The organism is Pantoea sp. RG18 (genome assembly GCF_025910075.1).
Classification (GTDB): domain Bacteria; phylum Pseudomonadota; class Gammaproteobacteria; order Enterobacterales; family Enterobacteriaceae; genus Pantoea; species Pantoea agglomerans.
Map to the genome: position 1 here is coordinate 121,518 of NZ_JAPCIL010000006.1, position 26,418 is coordinate 147,935.

Here is a 26,418-nt window from a genome sequence, read left to right on the forward strand (position 1 = left end):
AATCAAAAGCGAACCAGCGCAGAACCCCAAGTGAATCCGCCACCAAAGGCTTCCAGCAGAATAAGGTGTCCGGGTTTGATGCGGCCATCACGGACCGCTTCATCCAGTGCGCTTGGCACCGATGCGGCAGAGGTATTGCCATGACGATCCAGTGTGACGACCACTTTATCCATGGTCATGCCGAGTTTTTTCGCGGTGGCGCTGATAATGCGCAGGTTCGCCTGATGCGGCACCAGCCAGTCCAGCATTTCACGATCGAGATTATTGGCCTGCAGCGTTTCATCAACGATGTGAGCCAGCTCGGTGACGGCAACCTTGAAGACTTCGTTGCCTGACATGGTGACATAAGCGGGCTGATCCTGATGCGCACGATCCTGATAAGGCAGCGTCAGCAGCTGTGAATAGCGACCATCAGCATGAAGATGGGTAGAGATGATCCCCTGCTCTTCGCTCTGACCCAGCACGACCGCGCCAGCACCATCGCCAAACAGGATGATCGTGCCGCGATCTTCCGGATCAAGTGCGCGTGCCAGGACATCAGCACCAATCACCAGCGCATGTTTCACCGCGCCATTTTTGATGTATTGATCGGCCACGCTCAGTGCATAGGTGAAACCTGCACAGGCGGCAGCGAGGTCAAACGCCGCGCAGTCTTTGATTTCCAGCATTTGCTGGATCATGCAGGCAGAGCTGGGGAAGGCATGGCTGGAAGAGGTTGTGGCGACAATAATCAGCCCAACATCGTTCGCTTCAATGCCTGCCATTTCAAGGGCGCGTTGCGCCGCGCTGAATCCCATGGTGGCGACGGTTTCGTCAGGCGCAGCAATACGACGCTCGCGGATGCCGGTACGGGTAACAATCCACTCGTCCGACGTCTCCACCATTTTTTCCAGATCGGCATTGGTGCGGATCTGGCTTGGCAGATAACTGCCCGTACCGATAATTTTGGTATACATCTAGGCTTTGTCACTCCTGGCTAATACAGCATCAAGGCGCGCAGCAATTCGCTCGGGAATTTGCTGCCTCACCGCCTGCTCTGCCTGTTCTATGGCCACAGCGAAGGCGTGTTGATTTGCCGCACCGTGACTCTTGATCACTGTTCCGCGCAATCCTAACAGACAAGCGCCATTGTACTGGTCAGGGTTGAGATGCCCGAAGCGCTTCGTCAGACGTTTCTGAATCCAGCGCCCCAGCAACTGAAGCCACCATGACCGTTTTTTACCTTCCCCTGATGACTTCAGCAGAGAAAGAAACATTCTTACCACGCCTTCCATAGTCTTCAGCGTGACGTTTCCGACAAAACCGTCACAGACCATCACATCCGTTTTACCGGTGAGCAGTTCGTTACCTTCAAGGTAACCAATATAGTTGATTTGCGGTGATTCTCGCAGCACTGCCGCGGCGTCGCGGATCGTTTCCAGCCCTTTGGTCTCTTCATGACCAATATTGAGCAACGCGACACGGGGCCGTGCAATACCAAGCACATGCTCAGCCATTACCGACCCCATTACAGCAAACTGCACCAGCATCGCACTGTCTGAGCCCACATTTGCGCCCAGATCCAGCACCACGGTTTTACCCTGTTGCTGGTGCGGTAAAACGGACATCAGCGCCGGACGTTTAATGCCATCCAGCGGTTTTAATAAGAGCGTCGACAGCCCCATCAGCGCACCGGTATTCCCGGCGCTGATGCAGGCCTGCGCACGTCCCTCTTTAACCATCTCCAGTGCCACACGCATTGAGCTGCCGCGACTGTTGCGGATGGCCTGAGCGGGCCGCGCATCACTTGCAATAACCGATTCGGCAGGGATGACCTGCAAACGCCCCATCAGGGAGGAATCCGCTTTGGCAAGCAATGGCATGAGGGTGTCGGGATGTCCGACCAGAAGAAGGAATAGTTCCGAATGAGAGGCCAGTGCCTGCAATGCTGCAGGCACTGTCACGCAGGGACCGAAGTCCCCGCCCATGGCATCAATCGCCAGGGTCAAACGTGTCAAGGTATCGCCTTGCTAAGCAAGAAACTTACTTAACGATAACCTTGCGACCGCGGTAGTAACCGTCCGCAGTGATGTGGTGACGCAGATGAGTTTCGCCAGAAACTTTATCTACTGACAGAGCAGCAGTGGTCAGCGCATCGTGCGAACGACGCATACCACGCTTAGAACGGGTGGGTTTATTCTGTTGTACGGCCATGGACCTTACTCCTATTACTTACGCTTTAAACTGGCTAATACGGCAAATGGATTTGGTTTCTCCACCTCTGCAGGCAGTTTACCAAAGACCATGTCCGCCTCGGACACTTCACAGTGTTCAGAATCGTGCACCGGAACGACCGGCAGCGCGAGAATAATTTCATCCTCGACAACCGCCAGCAGATCGATCTCACCAAACTCGTTGACATCGACCGGCTCGTACGCTTCCGGCAATGCCTCGGCCTGCTCTTCAGAAGAGACAGGGCTGAAGCAGTAACTCACTTTTACGTGATGAGGAAAGGTCTGGTTGCAGCGCTGGCAACGCAACGTCACTTGTACTTCAGCAGTACCCGTCAGTACTGCCAGACGTTGGTTATCAACCGCAAACGACATGGCACAATCCACATCACTGTCCACACTAACGACCGACTCGGCCACACGCTCCACCTGTACAGATGTGTAGACACCCTGATAATCAAGGCGCTTCTGAGCAGTGCGGACAGGGTCCAGCGTTAGGGGTAATTTTACCTTTTGCATAGGGCGCGCATATTAACTTTGTAATGTCATAGAGTCAAAGAAAAAGGCCGTTAAACAGCATCTTTCAACCACTATTCGCATCCAGTGCGGCGCACAGTTTAAAATGACTGTCACCAATTCGCTATCACTATTGAAAAAAAATGACGCCATCGATTCTTTTAGCTTCAACCTCGCCCTTTCGGCAGGCATTACTGCATAAACTCGGCCTGCCTTTTATTACCGCCGCGCCTGAGGTTGATGAGTCACCCCAGCCCGATGAAACCGCTGAAGCGCTGGTAACCCGTCTTGCCGTAGCTAAAGCGCAGGCACTGGCAAAAACGTATCCCAGACACTGGATAATCGGCTCCGACCAGGTTTGCGTGCTGGATGGCGCTATCGCCGGTAAGCCTCACACGGCTGAGAATGCGCGGGCGCAACTGCGTGCCGCCAGCGGAAAAGCCATTACCTTTTATACCGGTCTGGCGCTATTTCATCCGGTCAGTGGCACGCTGCTGCACTGCTGTGAGCCCTTTGTGGTTCATTTCCGCACGTTGACTGACGCTGAAATCAGCGGCTATGTGGAAAAGGAGCAGCCGCTTCAGTGTGCGGGCAGTTTTAAAAGTGAAGGTCTGGGGATTTGTCTGTTTGATCGGCTGGAGGGACGCGATCCCAATACGCTAGTCGGGCTGCCGTTGATCGCGCTCAATGAGATGTTGCAGCAGGCCGGCATCAATCCTTTAACGAACTGATGCCGGAGAGATTACGCTTTCAGTTGACGCAGCTTAAGCAGGCATTGCTTCAGGCCATCATCCAGTGGCGCTTCGACCCGCATCACTTCGCCGGTGCCGGGATGCGTAAAGGTCAGCGCCGCAGCATGCAGGAACAGGCGTTTTAAACCGGTTGCCGCCAGCTGACTGTCAAACTCACGTTCTCCGTAGCGATCGTCGAAGGCAATGGGATGCCCGGCATGCAGCGTATGGACGCGAATCTGATGCGTACGACCGGTGACCGGGCTCGCTTTCACCAGCGTGGCAAACTCGAACCGCTCTTCTACTTTAAAGCGGGTTTCTGAGGCTTTGCCTTCGCTGCTGACGCGCACCACGCGCTCACCGCTCTGCAGGATGTTTTTCAGTAGCGGCGCCTGAACCACCTTCAGGTGTGACGGCCAGTTGCCGCGCACCAGGGCCAGATAATCTTTCTGCATCCCCTTTTCACGCAGTTGCTCATGAAGGGAACGCAGCGCCGAACGCTTTTTAGCGACCAGCAGAATGCCGGAGGTGTCACGATCCAGGCGATGCACCAGCTCCAGAAAGCGTGCTTCCGGTCGCAGGGCACGTAACCCTTCAATCACCCCGAAGCTGAGTCCGCTACCGCCATGCACGGCTGTGCCGGAAGGCTTGTTCATCACCAGCAGCGACTCATCCTCAAACAGGATGGCATCGGCCAGTGACGCCACTTTCGCCAGTTTGGGGGAAACGGCATCTTCATCGCGTTCCGCTACCCGAACCGGCGGAATGCGCACCTCATCGCCCTCCTCCAGCTTATATTCTGGCTTGACGCGCTTTTTATTCACCCGCACCTCGCCTTTGCGAACGATGCGATAAATCATGCTTTTGGGCACACCCTTGAGCTGGGTGCGCAAAAAGTTATCAATGCGTTGTCCGGCATTTTCAGCCGTGATGGCGACAAAATGTACGCCGGGATTCTCTGTTTTCATGGCGGCGATTCTAAATAGTGTCCCCTGATAGCGCCACCCCTTTTTCTGTGCTTAACTCTGGAGTTGATGTGACGGCAGGTCGCCTCTCTGCTGGCTTTTTCAGCAAAGCGCTGTTTTGTCCGACACATTAGCGATTTAAATGTAAAGAAACTTCACAAGCTGGCTAAAGTCGCCTTGCTATATGAAGGTTAGCAATGGAATAATGCTTGAGTTTCTTACCTGAACCATTTCAGGGCAGAAAAAGAGCGAAATTGTCATTTTGCCGGATTGAGCAGACACGCAGCAATGGCGTAAGACGTAATGCGAAATCAGGCACTTAGCGGGCTGCGGGTTGCGGCCTGGACAACAGTATGGGATGCACGGGTTTTCTTTATTCTCTCAGGCATTTCCACTATCTGGTGCTGTTTTCCCTTATGAAAAACAGGCCACCGACGTTATTTGCGCCCCTCGCGCGGTCGACAGCCGTGAGGTTGACGACATTGCACTAAGTCACGGGGCCATCGGTTGATACTCGTCCAGGGTAACTATGCCCGCAGCTGTAATCACTCATGAAAGAATAACGAGTAAGTCACGATGAAAAGAATGTTAATAAACGCAACTCAGCAGGAGGAGTTGCGCGTTGCCCTGGTTGACGGTCAGCGTCTGTACGATCTGGATATTGAAAGTCCTGGACACGAGCAGAAAAAAGCCAACATTTACAAAGGTAAAATCACTCGCATTGAACCCAGCCTTGAAGCTGCGTTTGTCGATTACGGCGCAGAGCGTCACGGTTTCCTCCCGTTAAAAGAAATCTCCCGCGAATACTTCCCCTCCAGCTACAACGCGCATGGTCGTCCGAATATTAAAGACGTGCTGCGTGAAGGTCAGGAAGTCATCGTTCAGATCGATAAAGAAGAACGCGGTAATAAAGGCGCTGCGCTGACCACCTTTATCTCTCTGGCGGGCAGCTATCTGGTACTGATGCCGAATAACCCACGTGCAGGCGGTATCTCTCGCCGTATCGAAGGTGACGATCGTACCGAGCTGAAAGAAGCCCTGTCGGCGCTGGAACTGCCGGAAGGCATGGGCCTGATTGTCCGTACTGCGGGCGTCGGTAAATCAGCCGAATCGCTGCAGTGGGATTTAAGCTTCCGTCTAAAACACTGGGAAGCGATCAAGAAAGCCGCTGAAAACCGCCCTGCTCCGTTCCTGATCCATCAGGAAAGTAACGTGATTGTGCGTGCCTTCCGCGACTATCTGCGTCAGGACATCGGTGAAATCCTTATCGATAACCCGAAAGTACTGGAACTGGCGCGTCAGCATATCGCTGCGCTGGGCCGTCCGGACTTCAGCAGCAAAATTAAGCTCTACACCGGTGAAATCCCGCTGTTCAGCCACTATCAGATCGAATCGCAAATCGAATCCGCTTTCCAGCGTGAAGTCCGCCTGCCTTCCGGTGGCTCGATTGTGATCGACAGTACCGAAGCACTGACCGCTATCGATATCAACTCAGCACGTGCAACACGCGGCGGTGATATCGAAGAGACGGCGTTCAACACCAACCTTGAAGCGGCCGATGAGATTGCTCGTCAGCTGCGTCTGCGTGACCTGGGCGGCCTGATCGTTATCGATTACATCGATATGACGCCGGTACGCCATCAGCGCGCGGTTGAGAATCGTCTGCGTGAAGCTGTCCGTCAGGACCGCGCCCGCATTCAGATCAGCCACATTTCACGTTTCGGCCTGCTGGAGATGTCCCGTCAGCGTCTGAGCCCGTCATTAGGTGAATCCAGTCATCACGTCTGCCCACGCTGTAGCGGCACCGGCACCATCCGTGATAACGAGTCACTGGCGCTGTCGATCCTGCGTCTGATTGAAGAAGAAGCGCTGAAAGACAACACCAAAGAAGTTCACGCCATTGTTCCGGTTCAGGTGGCCTCTTACCTGCTGAATGAAAAACGTGAAGCGGTTAACGCTATTGAAACACGCCAGGGTGGCGTGCGGGCTATCATCGTTCCTGATGACAAGATGCAGACCCCACACTACTCCGTGCTGCGCGTGCGCAAAGGCGAAGAGACGCAGACCCTGAGCTATCATCTGCCGAAGCTGCATGAAGCCGAAATGGCGATGCCGTCGGAAGAGGAACATGCTGAACGTCGTCGTCCTGAGCAGCCTGCTCTGGCCGCGTTTGTAATGCCTGATGCGCCTCCGGCACCGGTAGAAGTTGAGCCAGAAGCGCAACGCGCTGAAGCCCAGCCAGCCGCAAAAGCAGCACCTGCTGTGGCTGCGCCTGCTACCGTCAGCACCGGCTTCTTTGGCCGTCTGCTTGGTGGCCTGAAAAAAATGTTCGCAGGCGAAGAAGCCCCTGCCGCTGCACCCGTGGCCACTGAGGTTGCAGAACCGCAGAAAGCGCCTGAAAGCGAGCAGGAAAACGGCAATGGCCGTGGCGAGCGCCGCAGCAACAATAACAACCGTCGTAACAATAATCGTCGTGAGCGTACGCCGCGTAACGGAGATAACGCGCAGTCGCGTGAAGGCCGTGAACCACGCGAAAACCGTGAGCCTCGTGAAAACCGCGAACCTCGTGAAAGTCGTGAACCGCGCGAAAGTCGCGAGCCACGTGAAAATCGCGAGCCGCGCGAGGGTAACGATAATCGCCGTAACAAGCGTCAGTCCCAGGCTGGTGAAGTGCGTGAAGAGCGTCCGGCACTGAGCGAAGAAGCGCGCCAGCAGCGTGATGAGCAGCAGCAACAGCGTCGTGAACAGCGTGCTGAGCGTCAGCGTCGTCGTCAGGAAGAGAAACGCGCCGGTGAAGAAGCCGCCAAAGTGGCTGAGCAGCCGGTAGTGGTAGCCGACGTTCCGGACGTGACCGAGCCGCAGGATGATGAGCGCGTACAGGTTATGCCGCGTCGCAAGCCGCGTCAGCTGAACCAGAAGGTGCGTGTTGATGATAACCGTCCACCTATGCCAGCCGAAGCCAGCGACTTTGCCCAGCCGGCTGAAGTGCGTCAGCCTCAGCAGACAGACGTGGCTCAGCCGCAGCCTGAGTTCCAGGCACCGCAGGGTGAAGAGCAGGATGACAACGACAACCGTGATAACGCCAATATGCCGCGTCGTTCACGTCGTTCGCCTCGTCATCTGCGCGTCAGCGGACAGCGTCGTCGTCGTTACCGTGATGAGCGTTATCCGACTCAGTCAGCAATGCCGCTTGCCGCTGCAGCTGCATCACCAGAGATGGCATCCGGTAAAGTCTGGATCCGTTACCCGGTGAGCCAGGCCAGCGAAGAGCAGGTTCAGAATGTGACTCACGAGACGCCAGCGTACAACCGCGAAGAGACAGCAGACGCCGCCAGTGCGCTGCCCGTTGCTGCCGCTGTTGAATCTGTTGCTCAGGAAGCGCCAGTGCAACAGGCCGAGCCGCAGGCAGAAACGCCAGTGCCGGTTGTGAATACTGACGATACTCGTGCTATCGACGCGCCGGTTGACGAGCAGCCTTCCGTTGTTCCGGCGGCAGATGAAGCAAAAGCGGAAGCGGTAGCAGCCGAAGCCGTGCCTGCTGAGCCTGTCACCGAAGCGCCGGTTGTGGCACATGCGGTTGAGACTGCACAGCCTGCAGCGGTTGCAGAAGAAGCACAGCCTTCAGAGGTTGCTGAGCAATCGGCTACCGACGTCAGCGAAGCGATCGCAGCAGAAGTTGAAGAAGTTCTGAATGCGCCGGTCGCTGCAGAAGCTGAAACAGCGCCAGTTCGTGAACCTCATGCTCCGGTGGCCGCACGCGATGTCGCCCCTGCAGCACCGGTGACTGCGGCCGAACCTGTTGCATCAGTGCCTGCAACGGCATCCGAGCCTGCAACTGCCTCAGTGCCGAATGACGGTACGCGCTGGAAGCATTTTGCCTCTGCGCCGATGACTAAAGCACCTGCGCCAGTCTGGCAGTCAGAACCGGCACCGCACAGTGACTGGGTGCGTGCACCGTATGAGTTCGACGGTCGCGGTTCTGCGGGTGGTCATAGCGCCACACATCATGCCACTGCCCCGGCGACCAAGCCGTAACGCACAAGCTGTTGTGAACTGAACCCCGGCCTGCAAGCCGGGGTTTTTTTATGCCTGCGATTCTGCCCGCCAGCGGACAGAGGATAATTAACCTCCCCTCCTCGCTTATCAGGAATCAGGAAAGTGTGTGCGTGTGTGCGTGTGTGCGTGTGTGCGTGTGTGCGTGTGTGCGTGTGTGCGTGTGTGCGTGTGTGCGTGTGTGCGTGAAAGCGTGAAAGCGTGAAAGCGTGAAAGCGTGAAAGCGTGAAAGCGTGAAAGCGTGAAAGCGTGAAAGCGTGAAAGCGTGAAAGCGTGAAAGCGTGAAAGCGTGAAAGCGTGAAAGCAAGACTGACATGCGAGCTGACTGTCGCTGTAAATCAACCCGGTTTAATTTCTATGGTTCCCGCCACCGGCTGAATCGCAGGCAAAAAAATCCCACCCTCCTTTAGCGGGAGGGTGGGAAAAAGTAAGCGCATCCGGTTAAAGTACGCTCAAAATTTCAGGTCAGACTACGAATTCATCTGGAACAGCGACATCTTAGACATATCGGTAAAGGTCTTATAGGACGCCTGTAATGCCGTCTGCTGCATGGTGTAGTTAGAAGCTGCTTCGGTTAAATCCACGTTAACCAGGTCACTCATCTGCGAGCTGTAAATCACACTACGGTCATCACCCTGGGCATTCAGCGTATCGATCTCACCAAGCTGGGTACCAATCTCAGAACGCACGGTTAAGACATTATTCAGCGAGTTACCCAGGCCACGGTTGGTTTTATCCATCGCCGCCTGGAAGGTCTGTTTGGTTGCGGCATCAGCATCATCCTGCGGCACTTTCAGTGCAGCAATGGCGCTATCCAGCATCTTAAACACATTCGTTTCGCTGGCACTGCCATCCGGCTCTTTGGTGGCATTGCCAGAGATCGCCATAAAGATATTGTCACCGGTATGGCCCACGGTCATGGTACGGCTGGTATCGACCTTCTGAGTGATCGCCTCAGTGCCGCCTGCGTAGCCGACGCCGGTGCCTGCCGCATCCACAAATGGCGCACTGTCAGTTTTATAACCGGCAAAAATATAGCGGCCATTGGCATCCTGGCTGTTTGCCTGGTTCAGCAACTGGGCACGGATACCCTCCAGCTGGGTAGCAATCGAACCACGGTCATCGTCGCTCAGCGTACCGGTTGAACCGTTGACGATCAGCCCTTGCGCCGCAATGATCCCATCGGTGACGCCTTTCAGCGTATTCTCTTCCAGTGAGAGACCCTGCTCGGCAAAGGTACGCGCCAGCGCATACTGCTTGCCCTGCTGCTGGGTTTGTGACAACACGACAGCACGAGACGCGGCAATCGGATCGTCCGAAGGATTATTCACACGGCGGCCGCTGGAGAGCTCCTGGCCTGATTTCAGCCAGGAGGCCTGTGAGTCAGTGATGCCACGCACCTGCTGCTCAAAAATCATATTTGTACTGATTCGCATGTTATCTCCTGCCCTTAGCGAATATTGATCAATGCATTAAACACGGTGCTGGCAGTCTGCAGCACCTGCGCATTGGCCATGTAATATTGCTGATATTTGGTCAGGTTGGCGTACTCCTCATCGAGGTTTACCCCAGAGACCGATTGCTGGCGCTGGGTCAGCTGACTGACCACGCTTTTCTGAGTGGTGCTGGTGGTTTCCAGTGAACTGGTTTTGTTACCCACACTACTGACGATGGTGGCGTAGGCCTGAGACAGCGTGGCGTTGCCGCCGACCAGTTTCACATCCTGCAGATTCAGCAGTTTTTGCGCATTACGGTTATCACTCTCACCGCCTAGGGCACTCGCGGCGGCCACCTGCGATTCACTGGTGATCGCGACTGACATATCGTTGATGGCGTTCTGGACCGGCTTCACCAGGAAACTGTCTTTGGCAGCAGGTGCAGGCGTGCCGGCGACGGTCAGTTTCAGGCCGTCAAAGCTCAGCGTGGTGTTGCCACTGGCATCAGTACCTGGCGTGATGGTAACGGCCGTACTGTCTGAGGCGCGGGTTGCGGTCCAGTTATTGCCGTCATAACTCACGGTGTAATTGGATGCTTTCAGTGCACTGGTATCGGTCCACTCAGCGGTGACGGACGCGGCGGTGCTGTTTTTACTGTTGCCCACCACGATCGGGCTGCCGATATTAAAGAAATCGACGCCCTGATTGCCTTTGCTATCGAAGCCCTGCTTGTGAACATCGTTGAAACTGGTGGTAAACGCCGCCGCTAACTGACCCAGCTGGTTCTGTGCCAGATCCAGATCCTGAGTACGGAACGCCAGCAGACCGCCCAGCGAACCGGTGGTGATCAGCTTCTCCGGGATCTCGACGTTGCCCGCCTGCTTATCGACATAGCCGATGGTGGTGCGTGTCGGATCGCTGCTGGAAGGCATCGCCACCAGATCGTGAGATTTGTCGCCGTTCACCAGCGTCAGGCCATTGGCCATCGCGACCGTGTAGCCGCCATCCTGCTGCGATACCGTCACACCAACCACGTTATTCAGGGTATTCACCAGCTGATCGCGCTTATCGAGCAGATCGTTAGGTGCGGCACCGTTTGCCGTGCTCAGTTTGCCAATCTGTTTGTTCAGATCGGCAATCTGGCTGGTGAGGGTATTGACCTGCTTGATGCTGGAATCGACATCGGCATTGACGCTGTTCTGCATATTGTTCAGGTATTGCGCTGATGTCTGGAACTGGCTGACCAGCCCCTGCGCATTGCTGAGCATCGACTGACGCGCCGACGGATCGTTGGCGTTGCTGACCACGTTCTGCAGGTTAGTAAAGAAGCCCTGCAGCGAGGTCGACAGGCTGGTAGTCGAAGTCGACAGCAGATCGTCAATGTTAGAAATCTGGCTGTGCTGGGTGCTTACCGCGCTGTAGTTCGCGCTGGAACCGCGCAGCTGCGTAGCAATAAACGCATCATATTCACGTTGTACACCGGTGATATTCACGCCGTTACCATAATAGCTATTGCCCTGCAGGGTACTGTTCGCCTGCGCCAGTACCGTGGTCTGACGTGAATAGCCCGCCACGGTGTAATTGGAAATGTTGTTACTCGTGGTGCTCAGAGCGGCCTGCGCGGCACTCAATCCGCTCATCGCGGAGTTAATTATGCTGGACATCTCGGTTCCTTACGTTCCCCGTCAACCGGGCTGGCAGACATCAAAGTGGGCGCCAGCAGGCGAAAACGCTTCTGGCTATAGGGATGTTATCGGCTTGCTAAAGTGAAACTTGAGGCGCAATGATCAGAACAGGTCGCCCATATCCTGACTGTAAGCTTTGACGACTTTGTCGCCCATACTTTTGAATTGCTGAATCATTCCCACCAGCTTTTGCGCATATTTTGGATCGGTGGCATAACCGGCCGCCTGTAAGGCCTGCGCACCCTGCTCTGCGCTTGAGGCGTTCGTCACCGCCGCATAGCGTGGGTTTTTGGTCAGGAGTTTGACGTAGTCGGTCAGCGCCTCAAAATAGGAGTTATAGACGCGGAAGCTGGCACGCACTTTCTTCGCTTCACCCTGCTCATATTCGGTGGTCATGATATCGGTAGTGTCACCTTTCCAGTCGCCGCTGGCTTTAATCCCGAACACGTTGTAGCTCGGTTTGCCGTCGCGGGTCAGGATCTGACGCTGGCCCCATCCCGACTCCAGCGCAGCCTGCGCCAGAATCAGGTGATGAGGAATGCCACTCTGCTGGCTGGCAGCCTGCGCCGGTTGCGTCAGCTGGGCGATAAACTCGCGGCTGTCACTGGGCAGACCCGTCGGTGAAGCGACCGGCGGCAGACGCGGCATTGCCTTACGCACAATCTGCTCCAGCTGCTGCGCGGGCAGTGGTGTTGCCCCGCTGGTGCTGAGAATAAAGCTGTTATCCAGCTTCATCGGCACCGTACCGGCTTTTTCATCCGGCGCGGTGGCGGGCTGCATCTGTTTGACGATGGTTTCCGCCAGGCCGAGGCCGCGTTTCCCCATCTCCTGTGCAATCTGCTGGTCATACATAGAGGTAAAGAGTTTGGTCTGCTCGTTGCCCATAATGCCGTCCTGCGGCAACGCCTCGCGCATACTCTTCAGCATCATCTGTACAAACATCCCTTCGACCTGACGCGCCACCTGCAACGCTTGTCCTTTCGGATCGTTGCTGGCCTGCCGTTTCAGTTCATTCAGGGAACGGCTGTCGAAAGCCGAACTCGTCAGAGATTGCATATCAGCCATCAGATAATTTCCAGTTTGGCACGCAGACAGCCGGCACTCTGCATCGACTGCAGAATTGACATCAGTTCGATAGGTGACGCACCCAGCGCATTCAGCGCACGCACCACGTTGTTCAGGTTGGCGCTGGCGTTGACGCGTTGCAGCGCACCGCCGGTCTGGCGCAGATCGATCTGAGTCTGCGTCGTCGCCACCGTCTGACCACCGGCCAGTGGGGTATCAGGCTGACTGACGTTCTGCTGCTGGTTAACCGTCACCGACAGGTTGCCCTGCGCCACCGCACACTGATTCAGCGTCACTTCACGGTTCATTACCACCGAACCGGTACGGGAGTTGATGATGACTTTGGCATCTTCAACCGGGATAGACACATTAATGTTCTGGATCTCAGCCAGCAGACGTACCTGCGCACCATTATTAGGCGATACGCGGATCTGCACGGTACGGGCATCCAGCGGCTGCGCTGCGCCGTAGCCGCCACGGGCGTTAATGGCATCAGCAATTCGCTGCGCCATTGAGAAATCTTCGCTGTTAAGCTGCAGGTTAATGGTGTTCTGCGTACCAAAGTTGCTCTGCAGTTCACGCTCAACGGTTGCACCGCCGGTGATACGGCCACCGTTCAGCTGGTTAACCTGAACACTGCTGCCGCCCGCTGACGCACCCGCGCCACCGACCAGGATATTACCCTGCGCCAGCGCATAAACCTGGTTATCGACCCCTTTCATCGGCGTCATTAACAGCGTGCCGCCGCGCAGGCTTTTGGCGTTACCCAGCGACGAGACCACCACATCCAGGTTCTGTCCCTGACGGGCAAACGAGGGCAGTTTAGCGGTGACCATGACGGCCGCCACGTTCTTCAGCTGCATGTTGGTCCCGGTGGGAACGGTAATACCAAGCTGTGACAGCATATTGCTCACTGTCTGGGTAGTAAATGGCGTCTGGGTGGTCTGGTCACCGGTGCCATCCAGGCCCACGACCAGGCCGTAGCCCAGCAGCTGGTTATCACGAACGCCCTGTACCGTGGTTAAATCACGAATCAAATCGGCTTTTGCCAGCAGGCTGACGCCCAGCAGCAGCGCCAGCCCGGCGCGTAACAGCGTTAACTTTTTCATTGAAACCTCTTACATCGGCGAGATGTTCAGGAAGAAACGCTGGAACCAACCCATGGTCTGCGCCTCATTGATGTAACCATTTCCGACGTACTCAATACGTGCATCGGCGACAGCGGTAGATAACACGGCGTTACTGGCGCTGATGGTGCGTGGGTTGACCACGCCCGAGAAGCGAATGAACTCCGTGCCCTGATTAATGGCGATCTGTTTTTCACCGACCACGTGCAGGTTGCCGTTTGACAACACCTGATCCACGGTGACGGTAATGGTGCCGGTAAAGGTGTTATTGGCGGATGCGCCGCCTTTACCTGCGAAATCGTTTTTGCCTTCGGCGCTGAGGTTGGCTTTTTCACCACCTGCACCCACCAGGCCTGCCAGACCGGTCGGCACCGCGCTCACACCAAAGCTGTTGCTGCCATCGCGACTGGCATTGGCTGAGGAGCTCTTGCTGGCGCTGACGTTTTCCTGCAGCGTAATGGTCAGGGTATCGCCAATGTTGCGTGGACGGCGATCTTCAAACAGCGGCTGATAGCCGTAGTTAAGCGGCGCGACGCCCTGGAATATAGAGCCGTTGACCACCGGTGGCGCGGACGGCATTGGTTGCGCTGTCGTTGCACCTTCGACCAGCGGGGTACGCGGGACCAGGGCACATCCGTTGAGAGTTAGCAGCAACGAGGCGACTAACCAATGTCCAGGCTTGAGAATCTGTTGCTTCGCCACGGCGTCACGACCTTATTAATGTCTGTCATTCAGGCCAGCACGGGCTGGCCCTGTTCGGGATTAAAGCTGAGTTAATTTCGCCAGCATCTGATCAGAGGTACTGATCGCCTTGCTGTTGATTTCGTAGGCGCGCTGCGTCTGGATCATGGTGACCAGCTCTTCCGCTACGTTAACGTTTGAGGTTTCGGTATAGCCCTGATAGAGCAGGCCCGCGCCGTTCTGGCCTGGCGTGCTGTCTGTCGGAGCGCCCGATGCCTGCGTTTCCTTGTAGAGGTTTTCACCCACGCTATCGAGACCGGCGTCATTCATAAAGGTGCTCAGGGTTAACTGACCGACCTGCGCGGCCTGGGCCTGCCCCTGCTGCGTTACGCTGACCACACCGTCACGCGACACCGTGATGCTGGTGGCGTTAGCCGGAATGGTAATGCCTGGCTGTACCGGGAAACCGGAGTTGGTCACCAGCTGGCCGTTCTGATCAACCTGAAACGCGCCGTCACGGGTATAAGCAGAGGTGCCATCCGGCATCTGAATCTGAAAATAACCCTGGCCGTTAATGGCGATATCTTTTGAGTTGCTGGTCTGCGACAGGTTGCCCTGCGTATGCAGACGTTCAGTGGTCACCGGACGTACACCGGTACCGATCTGCAAACCAGAGGGCAGCGTTGTCTGTTCTGATGACTGGGTGCCCGGCTGGCGCATGGTCTGGTACATCAGATCTTCGAACACGGCACGTGAACGCTTAAAGCCGTTGGTGCTGACGTTTGCCAGGTTGTTGGCAATGACGTCCATGTTCATCTGCTGCGCATCAAGACCGGTCTTAGCGATCCATAAAGAACGAATCATGTTGTTATCCTCGTGCCTTAGCCCATGCTCAGGAGCTGGTTGGCTTTTTGTTCATTTTCGTCGACGTTGGTGATGACTTTCATCTGCATCTCAAAACGTCGGGCGTTGGCGATCATATCGACCATGGTTTCTACCGGTTTGACGTTGCTGCCTTCCAGCACGCCAGGCATCACCTGCATGGTGGCATCAGCCTGCAGCGCGGCACCGCGGGTCGCCTGCGTCGACGCAGTAGGCCGGAACATGCCGTCATCACTGCGCTGCAGCTCCTGCCCGGTTGCCCTGACCAGCTTCAGCTTGCCCAGCTGAACCGTGGCGTTCGGCGAATCACCGGCATTCAGCCCGGTGATCGAGCCGTCGGCTGCAATGGTGATTTCAGTGCCCTGCGGGATCACAATCGGACCGCCATCGCCCATCACAGGATTGCCCTGAACCGTCAACGTACCGGTCGGACTGATTTGCATATTGCCGTTGCGGGTATAGGCTTCGCTGCCGTCAGCGGTACGCACCGCCAGCCAGCCATCCTGCTGCACCGCCACATCGAGCGGACGCTCGGTGTAATCCATCGCGCCCTGACTCATGTCGGCGCCCGGTGTCGAGGCGGCGACCAGCGTACGGGTTGGCAGCGACCAGCCACTCACCGGCACGGCGCGCAGCGCATTCAGCTGCGCACGAAAACCCGGTGTAGAGGCGTTGGCGAGGTTGCTGGCGGTAACCGCCTGCTGATCCAGCGTCTGGCTGGCCGCGCCCATCGCGGTATATATCGCGTGATCCATATGGCAATCCTGTTAGCGAATTAACGTAAGTTAACCAGCGTGTTGAGAATCTGGTCCTGAGTTTTGATGGTCTGCGCATTCGCCTGATAGTTACGTTGCGCGACGATCATGTTCACCAGCTCTTTACTCATGTCGACGTTGGAAGATTCCAGTGCGCCAGCCGTCAGTGAACCAAAGGTGCCGGTATTCGCCAGACCGATTGCTGCCTGACCGGATGCACTTGACGCAGACCAGACGTTGTCGCCCTGAGACTGCAGACCTTCCGGGTTAGAGAAGCTCGCCAGGACAATCTGACCCAGCAGCTGGGTTTTCTGGTTTGAATAGCTGCCGGTGATGGTGCCGTCATCATTGATCGCGTAGCTGGTCAGATCGCCAGGTGCATAACCATCCTGGGTCGGGCTGCCAAAGGTGGTGCTGCCGGTGTTCTGCTGCAGGCTGCCCAGCATGCTCAGGTTGATTGGCTGATTGGCGACTGCGCCATTCGCTCCGCCCACGTTCAGCGTCAGGCCAACGGTGCCATCGGTCGTCGTGCTGACGACAGCGCCGGTGGCATCCAGCTTAGAGACGCTGGTCAGCTTACCGCTGGTGTCAAACGCCATTCTGAAGTCACCCGCTGAACTGCCGGTGTTGCCATCAATGGTACGCACGGTCCAGCTGTTGCTGGTGGTGTCTTTCACGAAATACATGTCGAGCGCGTGGTCATTACCCTGCGAGTCGAACACGGTTGCCGTGGTTTTCTTGTTGTAGCTGTCTGCGTTCGCCGTCGAGAAGGTGGCCACAGATGGCGTTTTGTCCGTTGAGTTCAGGTTGGCAACCAGACCGGCGGTAGTGGTCGCACGGGCTGACATCTGCTCGGTAGGAATACGCAGCGCCACCGGGTTAGCACCTGCCTGGATAGTGGCCGGTGAACCGCTGGCCGGATAGCCGGTCACGTTCAGACCCTGGGTGTTGACCAGGTTACGGTTGGCATCCAGCGTTAACTGACCATTGCGTGAATAGAAGACGCCGCCGCTGCTGTCGGTCATACGGAAGAAACCGTTACCGCTCAGCGCAACGTCCAGGCCACGGCTGGTCGTGGTGGTGGCGCCGTCGTTAAAGTTCTGGATTACCGCAGCAACTTTGGTACCGAGGCCGACGTTAGAACCGGCAAACATATCGGCAAACGCGATGGTGCTCGATTTAAAGCCCGCAGTGGCGGAGTTGGCAATGTTGTTACCGATGACATCAAGGTTACTTGAAGCAGCACCAAGGCCGCTGACCGCTTGGGAAAATGACATGTGTTTGTTTCCTGTCTACAGGTTAATCAGAGAATCTGACGTACGTCGTCAAGGGTGGCGGAGCCCATGGTGCCGAGATCCAGTTTTGTGGTGTTGTTCGCAGTACTCACCCCATTGACGTAGGCGTAGTTAAGCGGTTGTGCCACCAGTTGTGTGTTGCCATTGCTTGCGGCAATCGCAACGCTGTATTTACCATCCGGGGCGACAGAGCCATCTGTCAGCTTGCCGTCCCACGAGAAGGTGTGCACGCCAGCGCTCAGCGCGCCCAGATCGACGGTGTCGATCACCGTGCCACTGGCATCTTTAATGGTGGCCGATGTGCCGGTTGAGGCGGAGGCCAGCTCAACGCCAAATGGCGTTGTGGTGCCGTTGCCTACCAGAACCTGTCCGCCATTGACCATTACGCCATGCCCAATCAGCGTGGAGCTCTGCAGCGACTGGCTGGTGCTGATCTGGCCGGAGATCGATCCCAGCGTGGTATTCAGTTTTTCAATGCCGCTCAGGGTATTGATCTGTGCCAGCTGCGTGGTGAGCTGACTGTTATCCATTGGATTGGTGGGATCCTGGTTCTTTAACTGCGTCACCAGCATGGTCAGGAACTGATTCTGCAGATCCTGCGCATTGTTGCCGGTGCCACTGGTGTTAGAGGAGCTAAGGACCGTGGGGTCCAGTCTTTCGTTAACGCCTACCGCGATAGCCATAATTTTTCTCCGTTATTGCCCGATCGTCAGGGTTTTCATCATCATCGACTTCACGGTGTTGAGCACTTCGACGTTGGCCTGGTAGCTGCGTGACGCCGACATGGTGTTGACGCTTTCAGAGACCACATCCACGTTCGGCATCTTCACGTAGCCTTTGGCATCTGCCATCGGATTGCCCGGGTCATAGACCAGCTTGGCCGGTGTAGGGTCATCCACGACTCTTGCCACTTTCACGCCGCCGGTGGCTGAGCCTGGCGCCGCATCGGTCTGGAAAACCACCTGCTTTGCCACGTAAGGCTTGCCATCGGGGCCGGTGACGCTGTCGGCGTTCGCCAGGTTACTGGCACTGACGTTTAATCGCTGTGATTGCGCGGTCATCGCTGAACCGGCAATGTCAAAAATATTCAGCAAGGCCATAATTATTGTCCTTGTAACACGCTCATCATGCCTTTGATCTGGCTACTGATGAGGGTGAGGTCGGTTTGATATTTCAGGCTGTTATCCGCGAACTGCGTACGCTCACGGTCCATATCTACGGTGTTGCCGTCGGCAGAAGGCTGGTCAGGAATGCGATAAAGCATATCCATCGATGGCACGCCGTTTGTCTGTGCTTCAATATGGCGAGCTGACGTGACTTTTAACGCCATGCTGCTGCCTTCCGCACGACCATTGGACATCACCCGACTCAGCTCGCTGGCAAAGTCGATATCCCGGGCCTGATAACCAGGGGTATCGGCGTTGGCAATATTTGACGCCAGGATCTCCTGACGTTGAGCACGCAGGTTGAGGGCCTCCGTACCAAATTTCAGCGCCGCATCCAGTTTGTCGAGCATGTTTCCTCCGCGTATGAGAATTTCGAGCTCGCAGCTTAATTTGAAAACGCAAGGGGTCATCGTCTGAATAAGGCCTCAAATGACCGCTATTTTGACAATTAAGGATTTTTCTTAAGGGAGTACACTCGTCGCCATCATCAGTGAGGAAATGCACAATGCGTCGATATCTGACCCTGCTGACCAGTCTGCTGGTCGCGATCGCCCTGCCGGTTTCCGCCGGGGATCTCAATGCACAACTGAATCAATTTTTTAAAGCGCGTGACGCCCAGCATGCTGATGGCATGGTCGTGGTGGTACGCACGCCGCAGGAACAGTGGCCAGCCTGTGAGGCGCCACAGTTCACCCTGCCCGGCAACAGCCGGTTGTGGGGCAATATGAGCGTGGCGGCAAACTGTGGCGAGAACCGCCGTTATATTCAGGTTCAGGTGCAGGTCACCGGTTCCTATCTGGTGGCGAACCGGCTGCTGAGCCAGGGCAGTAGCGTGAGCGAGAGTGATTTCACTCTGCAGACCGGCCGCCTTGATACTCTGCCTGCCCGCGCCCTGCTGAATGCGGACTCGGTCGCAGATGCTGTGGTGCTGCGCGATATCCAGCCAGGACAGCCGATTAATCCCTCCACGCTGCGTCAGCCGTGGCGTGTGAAGGCGGGTCAGAATGTGATGGTGATTGCCAGCGGTGACGGCTTTGACGCCAGCGGTGAGGGCAAGGCGCTGAATAACGCCGCCCGATCGCAGTCGGTCCGGGTCAGGATGGGAAATGGCCAGATTGTCAGCGGTAAGGTACGCGAGGATGGGAATATTCTTATAACGCTGTAAAGTGTTAAAGAAGCCAGTAGTGCTGCCGATAGAAGAATCAACGAAGCGATAACGCTATTCTGATTCAGGTGGCAGACTTCCCCTGACCGTACAGGAGCCCGAACATGAGCATTGACAGAACGCAACCTCTGAAACCCGCCAGCACCGTACAGAGCCGCGATAGCAGTGAGTCCGGCAGCAGCAAAGTGCGCCAGAGCGCCAGCCCGGTGGCAGCAGCCACGACCCCTGCAGCAGCCCAGGTCAGCCTGAGCAGCGCGCAGTCGCAGCTGATGCAGCCGAGCAGCAAAGATATTAACGTCGAGCGCGTTGAACAACTGAAAACCGCCATTCGTAATGGCGAACTGAAGATGGATACCGGCAAAATCGCCGATGCGCTGATTGCCGACACCAAGGCGTATTTAGAGGGTAATTAGTTCCCATGAGTAATTTGCAGACCACCTTAGATAAGATGCAGGACGTGCTGGCGTCGCTCTCAGCCGTGCTGGAAGAAGAGCAGCAGCAGCTGGCAGCCGGAAACATTAACAGTAATCTGTTGCAGCGTATTACCGAAGATAAAAGCGCGCTGCTCAGTACGCTGAACTATCTGGATGAGATGCGCCGCACCGCTGAGCAGAGTCAGGCGACATCGGCACCTTATCGTGGTCAGAACGACATGGCGCGCCGCTGGGACACTATCCAGCAGCACAGCCGTCGTCTGCAGGATGCCAATGTTCATAACGGCCTGCTGCTGCAACACCAGATCCGCTACACCCAGGATGCGCTTGACGTGCTGAAGCCGCATCAGACCCAGGCCTTTTACGGCCCGGATGGGATGGGTAAAGGCCAGGCGACGTTAAGTCGCAAAGCCTGAACCGGAAAGTAGCGAAAAAAAATCCCGCCTGGTGCGGGATTTTTTATTGGTGCGTTTTTTCCTTCACCATGATGAGCTTTAAAATTGAGCCTGCACAGGGAACAGGGGCAGATCGGAAAGACGCTAAAGCCAATCCCTGGCCGCTCGGCCCGCGCGATTACGCACCTCATCCCTGAGGTGCGCCCGTTGCCGGGCCAACGCGTTGCGTTATTCAAAAACGCTCCCGGCGTTTTTGTCCATGGCGCGGGACGCTTTCCTCCTCTGCCCCTGTTCCCTGCGCGTTGAATTTATTTATTGCGGCAAGCTTTACACAGCGGTGCGACGCGCATAGTCGCGCAACCGGAAGCCCAGCAGTCCCAGCGCCAGGAAGTAAGCCCCGCCGCCCACCCCACAGACTGCGGCCAGACGCAGCAGCCGCCACAGCATCGATCCCTGCTCCCAGGCTGGCATCCACTGCAGCATGGCAAACAGCGCGCCTGCCATCACCACTACGGCTATCAGCAGGCGGATCAGGAAGCTGCTCCAGCCCGGCTGCGGCATAAAGATATTCTTCTTACGCAGCTGCCAGTAGAGCAGCGACGCATTCAGACAGGCTGCAAGCCCAATCGACAGTGACAGACCGGCGTGTTTCAGCGGACCAATAAACGCCAGGTTCATTACCTGCGTCATGATCAGCGTGATAATCGCGATTTTAACCGGCGTTTTGATGTCCTGACGGGAATAGAAGCCCGGAGCCAGCACTTTGACCACGATCAGCCCCATCAGTCCGACGGAGTAGGCGATCAGGGCGCGCTGCGTCATCAGAGCATCAAAGGCAGTGAATTTACCGTACTGGAACAGCGCCACGGTCAGCGGGCCGGAGAGCATGCCCAGCGCCACCGCGCTGGGAAGCGCCAGCAGGAAACAGAGGCGCAGACCCCAGTCCATCAGCCGGGAATATTCATCATGGTTGCCGCTGGCAAAACTTTTGGCCAGCGACGGCAGCAGAATGGTGCCCAGCGCCACGCCCAGCACCCCCGAGGGGAACTCCATCAGGCGGTCCGCGTAGTACATCCAGGAGACCGAACCTGAGACCAGAAACGAGGCGAAGATGGTATTGATGATCAGTGAGATCTGACTGACAGAAACGCCCAGAATGGCAGGTCCCATCTGACGCATGACCCGCCAGACGCCCGCATCACGCAGATTCAGGCGTGGCAGCACCAGCATCCCGAGCTTCTTCAGGTGTGGCAGCTGATAGCCGAGCTGCAGCACGCCGCCAGCCACGACGGCCCAGGCCAGCGCCATTACCGGTGGGTGGAAGTGCGGCGCGGCAAACAGCGCAAAGCCAATCATGCTGACGTTCAGCAGGGTCGGTGCAAAGGCCGGTACCGAGAAGCGGTTCCAGGTGTTCAGCACCGCACCCGCCAGTGACGCCAGCGAAATCAGCATAATGTAGGGAAAGGTCACCCGCAGCAGCGAGCTGGTGAGCGCAAACTTATCGGGACTGTCGGCAAAGCCGGGTGCCGTCACCATGATGACCCAGGGCGCAGCAATCATGCCCGCCACCGTGACCAGCGCCAGCGCCAGCGTCAGCAGGCCCGAGACGTAAGCCAGGAACAGTTTCGTCGCCTCTTCGCCCTGCTTGCTTTTATATTCAGCCAGAATGGGCACGAAGGCCTGAGAAAAGGCGCCTTCAGCAAAAATACGCCGCAGCAGATTGGGAAGTTTAAACGCAACAAAGAACGCATCGGTCGCCATTCCGGCGCCAAACACCCGCGCCACGATGGCATCACGGGCAAAGCCCAGTACGCGGGAAAACAGGGTCATAGAACTGACCGCTGCCAGCGATTTCAACAAATTCATAATTGACGGCGCATCCTGAAAAGAATCGGCAAAAAAGGAGAATTAGCGCGGGCACCCAGAAGATGCCCGGCGACAGTCTACTGCCACGGAGGGAAATGACCAGCACGGAGTGTTACAAGGCGTTATTCCTGCGTCGCCTCACGCCACAATTTTTCCACCACACGCTGCGCCATCAGCGCCTGCTCACCGCTGGTTTCAGGCTTCGTCTGATTTTGTACGCAGTCGATGAAATGGCGAGCCGCACCGCTGAAACCGCGCTGGGTCAGATGACTCTGCCAGGCGGGCGGTGGCGTAATCAGCAGCCCGTCACGCCGTTCTTCCTGCCAGTCGCGCATCTCACTAATGTCGATGCATTTACCGTCACACACTGCGCTGACCCGCTCGCGCTGACTGCCTGCGCGCCGGTGCATGCTGGTGGTAATCGACAAGCCCTCAACAGCGAAATGGTGCTCAGCATAGAGCATCTGCCCCTGTTCGTTGGTGTCGATGCGTCCCTGAACCTGACGAAAGGGTTTCCCGCCCAGCCAGAGGGCGGTGTCCACCACATGTAGATAGTCATCGAGCAGGGTAAAGCGGAGATCCTGTGGCCCGACGCTGTCGCTACGGTGCTTTTCAATCCGCAGAGAAGCGGCGTCCGCCATCTCTGCCCGCAGCTGCTGATAGCGCGGGGCGAACCGCCGGTTAAACGCCACCATCAGTTTACGCTGCCGTTTTTCCGCCAGCGCCACCAGCGCCTCAGCCTGCTCCAGGGTTTCAGCCAGCGGCTTATCGACGCAGACATCCTTTCCTGCCAGCAGCAGCGCCCTGACCACTTCATAGTGCGTGGCGGTGCTGCTGTGGACAAAGACCGCGTCGCAGGCAGCGGCTAATTCATTCAGCGAACCAAAATATGGCATGCGATAGCTGTCACAGACCGGCCGGGCTTTGGCCTGGTTCGGGGAAAACGCCCCTGCCAGGGTCCAGTCCGTCGCCGCCGACAGCACCGGCAGCCAGGCTTTCTGCGCGATACCGCCTAATCCCACCATGCCAATACGTAAGGTCATCTCAGCTCTCCGGTTGCAGCAGTTGGGTGAGTTGTGCCTGAAGCGCTGCAACCTGCTGTTCCAGCGTTGCGACGCGCGCCGCCAGATCGCCCTGCTCTTCTGACGCGTCTGCGGCCTGCGGCTGGTCAGGCTCATCGCCCAGCAGATGCATAAAGCGACTTTCGCGCTTGCCAGGTTCACGCGGCAGACGGATCACCTGAGCACTGTCGTCGCGCTGCATCAATCCTTCCAGCGTTTGCTCAACTTCGCTGACATCACTGAACTCGTGCAGACGGCCGCTGCGGGTACGCAGTTCGCCTGGCGTCTGGGGTCCGCGCAGTAACAGCAGCGTCAGCAGAGCGACTTCTGCACTGTTAAGCTTTAGCGTGCCAAACGCGGAGTTGCAGAAACGCTGCTCATATTTCACGACCCGCTGCCCGGCGGCGCTGCTGGCGGTAATCAGATGCCGTTTTTCCAGTTGATCGAGCTGATCCTGTACCTCACTTTCGCTCAGCTCCATCACCGGCTCGCGGTTCGATTTCTGGTTACAGGCAACCACCACGCCATTCAGTGACAGCGGATACTGTTCCGGCGTGGTGACCTGCTTCTCCAGCAGGCAACCCAGCACGCGCATCGCCTGCGCCGATAAAGTCATCTTCATGCTCGCATCCTCATTATTATCCACGCCGGTCAGGCGTCCATTCCCGCAGGGTTAAGGCTGTCAGCACGTGATCCTGCCAGCGTCCGTCGATCAGCAGATAATCTTTCGCGTAACCCTCTTTCTCAAAACCGAGTCGCGCCAGCAGATCGCCGCTGCGCTGGTTGTGCGGCATGTAGTTAGCCATGATGCGGTGAATATGCTGCTGGCGCTGCATATAGCGGATAGCCACCTGCAACGCTTCGAACATGAACCCCTGCCCCTGCCACTTTTCACCCAGTGAATAGCCGAGGTAACAGGCATGAAAGGATCCGCGCAACACATTGCTGAAGTTCGCCACTCCCCTCACTTCGGTTTCATCGCTGTCCATTAAAATGAAATAGAAGGCCGAACCCTGCTTATGCATGTCGGAAATCAGCCCAAGCCGCGCCTGCCAGCCCGAGGGATAGCAATGGCTGTCATCGCGCACCGGCTCCCACGGTTTTAAAAACAGGCGGTTTTCCGCGTAGTAATCTGCCATTCGCCAGGCATCACGCTCGTGAACCAGACGGACCACCAGCCGATCGGTGGTTAATCGCACCCTGGGCGCGGCAGAACGATAGCCAAACATCCTGACTCCTGAAATCAATGGCTGATAGAGATGAGCCGTCATTACCCGGCTTTCACTATAACCGCCGCCTGGGCTGCGGTAAAACGTTACAGCGGTTTAGCGATAAAGAGGCTGATTTTGCTCGGGTCGCACCGCGGATAACCCCTGCTGCAGGCAGCATCAGCAGCGGATCCTGCAGCGCGCCTGACAGGCAGGTTTGCCCTGTGGAGTAATCTCTTCCATACTTTTTACGAGCCCGAAAGCAGGATGAATTGATTCACTCTGTTAAACACTAAACCTGTAAAACCCGGGAGATCAGGATGAAGCTCTATATCTACGACCACTGCCCTTTCTGCGTTAAAGCGCGAATGATTTTTGGCCTGAAAAACAAACCGGTTGAGCTGGTGGTAATGCTCAACGACGATGAAGAGACGCCGAAACGACTGATCGGACAGAAAATGGCGCCCATTCTGCAGAAGCAGGATGGCAGCGCGATGCCTGAGAGTATGGAGATCGTACACTATGTCGATCAGCAGGATGGCGAGCCGCTTATCATCGGCGCGCTGAATCCGGCGATCGGCGACTGGCTGCGTCACATGAACAGCTATGTCAATAAACTGCTGCTGCCGCGCATTGCAGAGGCGGCGTTTGCCGAATTCGCGACGCCGGAGGCGCGTGACTATTTCCGCAACAAAAAGCAGGCGAGCATCGGTGATTTCGACACGCTGAAAAGTCATTCTGCCGGCCTGATCAAAAACGTCAGCGACGATCTGCGCAAGCTGGACAAATTAATCGCCCAGCCCAATGCGGTGAATGGCGAGCTGTCCGAAGATGATTTTAATCTCTTCCCGCTGCTGCGCTCTCTGACGCTGGTGGCCGGAATCGACTGGCCGAGCCGGGTCGCTGACTACCGCGATAACATGGCTAAACAGACCCAGGTGAATCTGCTCTCCTCGATAGCTCACTAACCCCTCCCGATGAGAGACGCTGCGGCGTTTCTCATCTCTTTCCTGATGACACCCGCTACGCATTCAGGCAGGCTATGGCCTGTTTATTGGCTCTGATATTCAGGATAAAGATCGATGAAAAAGGCTTTTTTCGGGCTGACTGCCCTGTTGATCGCGCTGCTGGTGAGCGGCTGTAATCAACTGACGCAATACACCATCAGCGAACAGGAAGTAAACCAGGCGCTGCAGAAGCACAACAACTATGAGAAAGATATTGGCGTTTCCGGGCTGGTTAATGCGCACATCGTCCTGAACAATCTGACCAGTCAGATTGGCCGTGAAGAGCCAGGTAAAGTGACGCTCTCTGGCAATGCTAAAATCAATGTGACGTCACTGTTTGGTCCGCAGCAGGCCGATATGCAACTGAAGATGCGTGCTCAGCCGGTCTATGACCAGCAGCAGGGTGCAATCTATCTGCGCGATCTGGAAATTGTTGATGCGCAGGTTGCTCCGGAAAAAATGGCCTCCATTATGAAAACGCTGACGCCTTATCTGAATCAGTCGCTGAAAAACTACTTTGATCAAAAGCCGGCTTACGTGCTCAGCGCCGACCGCAGCAAAGGCGAGTCGCTGGCGAAGAAATTTGCCAAAGGACTGGAAGTGAAACCTGGCGAACTGGTTATTCCCTTTACGCAGTAACGCCAGTCAGTTAAGCGACAGGTGACAACGCAGTCTGGTGCCGCTCTGAAACTTAAGTGAATGTTGTCAGAAAGGG

General features: G+C 56.4%; 27 protein-coding genes. 7 read left to right on the forward strand and 20 right to left on the reverse strand.

Annotation, left to right across the window (positions count from 1 at the left end):
* Positions 1-2: 2 nt before the first annotated feature.
* Genes OK409_RS07215 through yceD form a run of 4 tightly spaced genes read right to left on the reverse strand, consistent with a single transcriptional unit; the run spans position 3 to position 2,729 of the window.
* Entirely contained in the window at positions 3-956 is a 954-nt protein-coding gene (locus OK409_RS07215) for a beta-ketoacyl-ACP synthase III (RefSeq protein ID WP_010246341.1), read from the reverse strand.
* Positions 957-1,997, reverse strand: a complete 1,041-nt coding sequence (gene plsX / locus OK409_RS07220; protein ID WP_061704083.1) for a phosphate acyltransferase PlsX — start codon at positions 1,995-1,997, stop codon at positions 957-959. It lies immediately after the preceding gene.
* A 25-nt stretch (positions 1,998-2,022) separates the two neighbouring features.
* Positions 2,023-2,193 carry a 50S ribosomal protein L32 gene (gene rpmF / locus OK409_RS07225; protein ID WP_003849870.1) on the reverse strand — a complete coding sequence of 57 codons (171 nt, stop codon included), beginning with the start codon at positions 2,191-2,193 and terminating at the stop codon, positions 2,023-2,025.
* A 14-nt stretch (positions 2,194-2,207) separates the two neighbouring features.
* Complete coding sequence (yceD, locus tag OK409_RS07230) at positions 2,208-2,729, reverse strand: 23S rRNA accumulation protein YceD (protein WP_010246346.1); 522 nt, start codon at positions 2,727-2,729, stop codon at positions 2,208-2,210.
* Between the two features lie 140 nt (positions 2,730-2,869).
* On the opposite strand from yceD, the gene OK409_RS07235 reads away from it, so the two are divergent.
* Complete coding sequence (locus OK409_RS07235) at positions 2,870-3,457, forward strand: Maf family protein (RefSeq protein ID WP_129062864.1); 588 nt, start codon at positions 2,870-2,872, stop codon at positions 3,455-3,457.
* Positions 3,458-3,468: 11 nt separating this feature from the next.
* On the opposite strand, the gene rluC is transcribed toward OK409_RS07235, so the two are convergent.
* Positions 3,469-4,425, reverse strand: coding sequence for a 23S rRNA pseudouridine(955/2504/2580) synthase RluC (gene rluC / locus OK409_RS07240; RefSeq protein WP_010246350.1), 957 nt, complete (start codon positions 4,423-4,425; stop codon positions 3,469-3,471).
* Between the two features lie 573 nt (positions 4,426-4,998).
* On the opposite strand from rluC, the gene rne reads away from it, so the two are divergent.
* On the forward strand, positions 4,999-8,457 hold the full coding sequence (gene rne / locus OK409_RS07245) for a ribonuclease E (RefSeq protein WP_264353165.1): 3,459 nt from the start codon (positions 4,999-5,001) through the stop codon (positions 8,455-8,457).
* Positions 8,458-8,945: 488 nt separating this feature from the next.
* Here rne and flgL read toward each other — a convergent pair whose 3' ends face one another.
* The 11 genes from flgL to flgB form a co-directional block, all read right to left on the reverse strand.
* Complete coding sequence (gene flgL, locus OK409_RS07250; protein WP_022625873.1) at positions 8,946-9,911, reverse strand: flagellar hook-associated protein FlgL; 966 nt, start codon at positions 9,909-9,911, stop codon at positions 8,946-8,948.
* Between the two features lie 14 nt (positions 9,912-9,925).
* On the reverse strand, positions 9,926-11,575 hold the full coding sequence (gene flgK, locus OK409_RS07255; protein WP_264366929.1) for a flagellar hook-associated protein FlgK: 1,650 nt from the start codon (positions 11,573-11,575) through the stop codon (positions 9,926-9,928).
* Positions 11,576-11,698: 123 nt separating this feature from the next.
* On the reverse strand, positions 11,699-12,661 hold the full coding sequence (gene flgJ, locus OK409_RS07260) for a flagellar assembly peptidoglycan hydrolase FlgJ (protein ID WP_010246357.1): 963 nt from the start codon (positions 12,659-12,661) through the stop codon (positions 11,699-11,701).
* Complete coding sequence (locus OK409_RS07265) at positions 12,661-13,770, reverse strand: flagellar basal body P-ring protein FlgI (protein WP_010669845.1); 1,110 nt, start codon at positions 13,768-13,770, stop codon at positions 12,661-12,663. The genes flgJ and OK409_RS07265 overlap by 1 nt, the downstream gene beginning before the upstream one ends.
* A gap of 9 nt (positions 13,771-13,779) precedes the next feature.
* A complete protein-coding gene (locus tag OK409_RS07270) occupies positions 13,780-14,490 on the reverse strand; it encodes a flagellar basal body L-ring protein FlgH (protein ID WP_029518984.1) in 711 nt (236 codons plus the stop codon).
* A 60-nt stretch (positions 14,491-14,550) separates the two neighbouring features.
* Complete coding sequence (gene flgG / locus OK409_RS07275; RefSeq protein WP_003849881.1) at positions 14,551-15,333, reverse strand: flagellar basal-body rod protein FlgG; 783 nt, start codon at positions 15,331-15,333, stop codon at positions 14,551-14,553.
* Positions 15,334-15,350: 17 nt separating this feature from the next.
* Complete coding sequence (locus tag OK409_RS07280) at positions 15,351-16,106, reverse strand: flagellar basal body rod protein FlgF (protein ID WP_010669843.1); 756 nt, start codon at positions 16,104-16,106, stop codon at positions 15,351-15,353.
* A gap of 20 nt (positions 16,107-16,126) precedes the next feature.
* Positions 16,127-17,383 (reverse strand): flagellar hook protein FlgE, encoded by a 1,257-nt coding sequence (gene flgE, locus OK409_RS07285; RefSeq protein WP_022625876.1) that lies wholly within the window; start codon positions 17,381-17,383, stop codon positions 16,127-16,129.
* 26 nt (positions 17,384-17,409) lie between these two features.
* The gene (gene flgD / locus OK409_RS07290) at positions 17,410-18,084 is read right to left on the reverse strand and encodes a flagellar hook assembly protein FlgD (protein WP_010669841.1); all 675 of its coding nucleotides are present in this window, start codon (positions 18,082-18,084) and stop codon (positions 17,410-17,412) included.
* A 12-nt stretch (positions 18,085-18,096) separates the two neighbouring features.
* Complete coding sequence (gene flgC / locus OK409_RS07295; protein WP_013357440.1) at positions 18,097-18,501, reverse strand: flagellar basal body rod protein FlgC; 405 nt, start codon at positions 18,499-18,501, stop codon at positions 18,097-18,099.
* A gap of 2 nt (positions 18,502-18,503) precedes the next feature.
* Positions 18,504-18,917, reverse strand: coding sequence for a flagellar basal body rod protein FlgB (flgB, locus tag OK409_RS07300; protein ID WP_009090882.1), 414 nt, complete (start codon positions 18,915-18,917; stop codon positions 18,504-18,506).
* A 155-nt stretch (positions 18,918-19,072) separates the two neighbouring features.
* Here flgB and flgA point away from each other — a divergent pair, with 155 nt between their 5' ends.
* The 3 genes from flgA to flgN all read left to right on the forward strand — a co-directional run bounded on the left by flgA (position 19,073) and on the right by flgN (position 20,582).
* A complete protein-coding gene (flgA, locus tag OK409_RS07305) occupies positions 19,073-19,732 on the forward strand; it encodes a flagellar basal body P-ring formation chaperone FlgA (RefSeq protein ID WP_010246373.1) in 660 nt (219 codons plus the stop codon).
* A 104-nt stretch (positions 19,733-19,836) separates the two neighbouring features.
* Complete coding sequence (gene flgM, locus OK409_RS07310) at positions 19,837-20,145, forward strand: flagellar biosynthesis anti-sigma factor FlgM (RefSeq protein WP_010246375.1); 309 nt, start codon at positions 19,837-19,839, stop codon at positions 20,143-20,145.
* Between the two features lie 5 nt (positions 20,146-20,150).
* Positions 20,151-20,582: a flagellar export chaperone FlgN gene (gene flgN / locus OK409_RS07315; protein WP_010246377.1), complete on the forward strand. Its 432-nt coding sequence runs from the start codon at positions 20,151-20,153 to the stop codon at positions 20,580-20,582.
* A 306-nt stretch (positions 20,583-20,888) separates the two neighbouring features.
* Here the strand turns inward: flgN and murJ are convergent, their stop codons facing one another.
* From murJ to rimJ, 4 genes are all read right to left on the reverse strand, one after another.
* Positions 20,889-22,427, reverse strand: a complete 1,539-nt coding sequence (murJ, locus tag OK409_RS07320) for a murein biosynthesis integral membrane protein MurJ (RefSeq protein WP_010246379.1) — start codon at positions 22,425-22,427, stop codon at positions 20,889-20,891.
* 122 nt (positions 22,428-22,549) lie between these two features.
* Positions 22,550-23,470 (reverse strand): Gfo/Idh/MocA family protein, encoded by a 921-nt coding sequence (locus OK409_RS07325; RefSeq protein WP_010246381.1) that lies wholly within the window; start codon positions 23,468-23,470, stop codon positions 22,550-22,552.
* A gap of 1 nt (position 23,471) precedes the next feature.
* A complete protein-coding gene (locus OK409_RS07330; protein ID WP_033779429.1) occupies positions 23,472-24,110 on the reverse strand; it encodes a YceH family protein in 639 nt (212 codons plus the stop codon).
* A gap of 16 nt (positions 24,111-24,126) precedes the next feature.
* Positions 24,127-24,717: a ribosomal protein S5-alanine N-acetyltransferase gene (gene rimJ / locus OK409_RS07335; protein ID WP_010246386.1), complete on the reverse strand. Its 591-nt coding sequence runs from the start codon at positions 24,715-24,717 to the stop codon at positions 24,127-24,129.
* Between the two features lie 299 nt (positions 24,718-25,016).
* Between rimJ and grxB the strand changes: the two genes are divergently transcribed.
* On the forward strand, positions 25,017-25,664 hold the full coding sequence (gene grxB / locus OK409_RS07340; RefSeq protein ID WP_033757257.1) for a glutaredoxin 2: 648 nt from the start codon (positions 25,017-25,019) through the stop codon (positions 25,662-25,664).
* A gap of 114 nt (positions 25,665-25,778) precedes the next feature.
* Positions 25,779-26,342: a lipoprotein gene (locus OK409_RS07345; protein WP_010246390.1), complete on the forward strand. Its 564-nt coding sequence runs from the start codon at positions 25,779-25,781 to the stop codon at positions 26,340-26,342.
* Positions 26,343-26,418 lie beyond the last annotated feature (76 nt).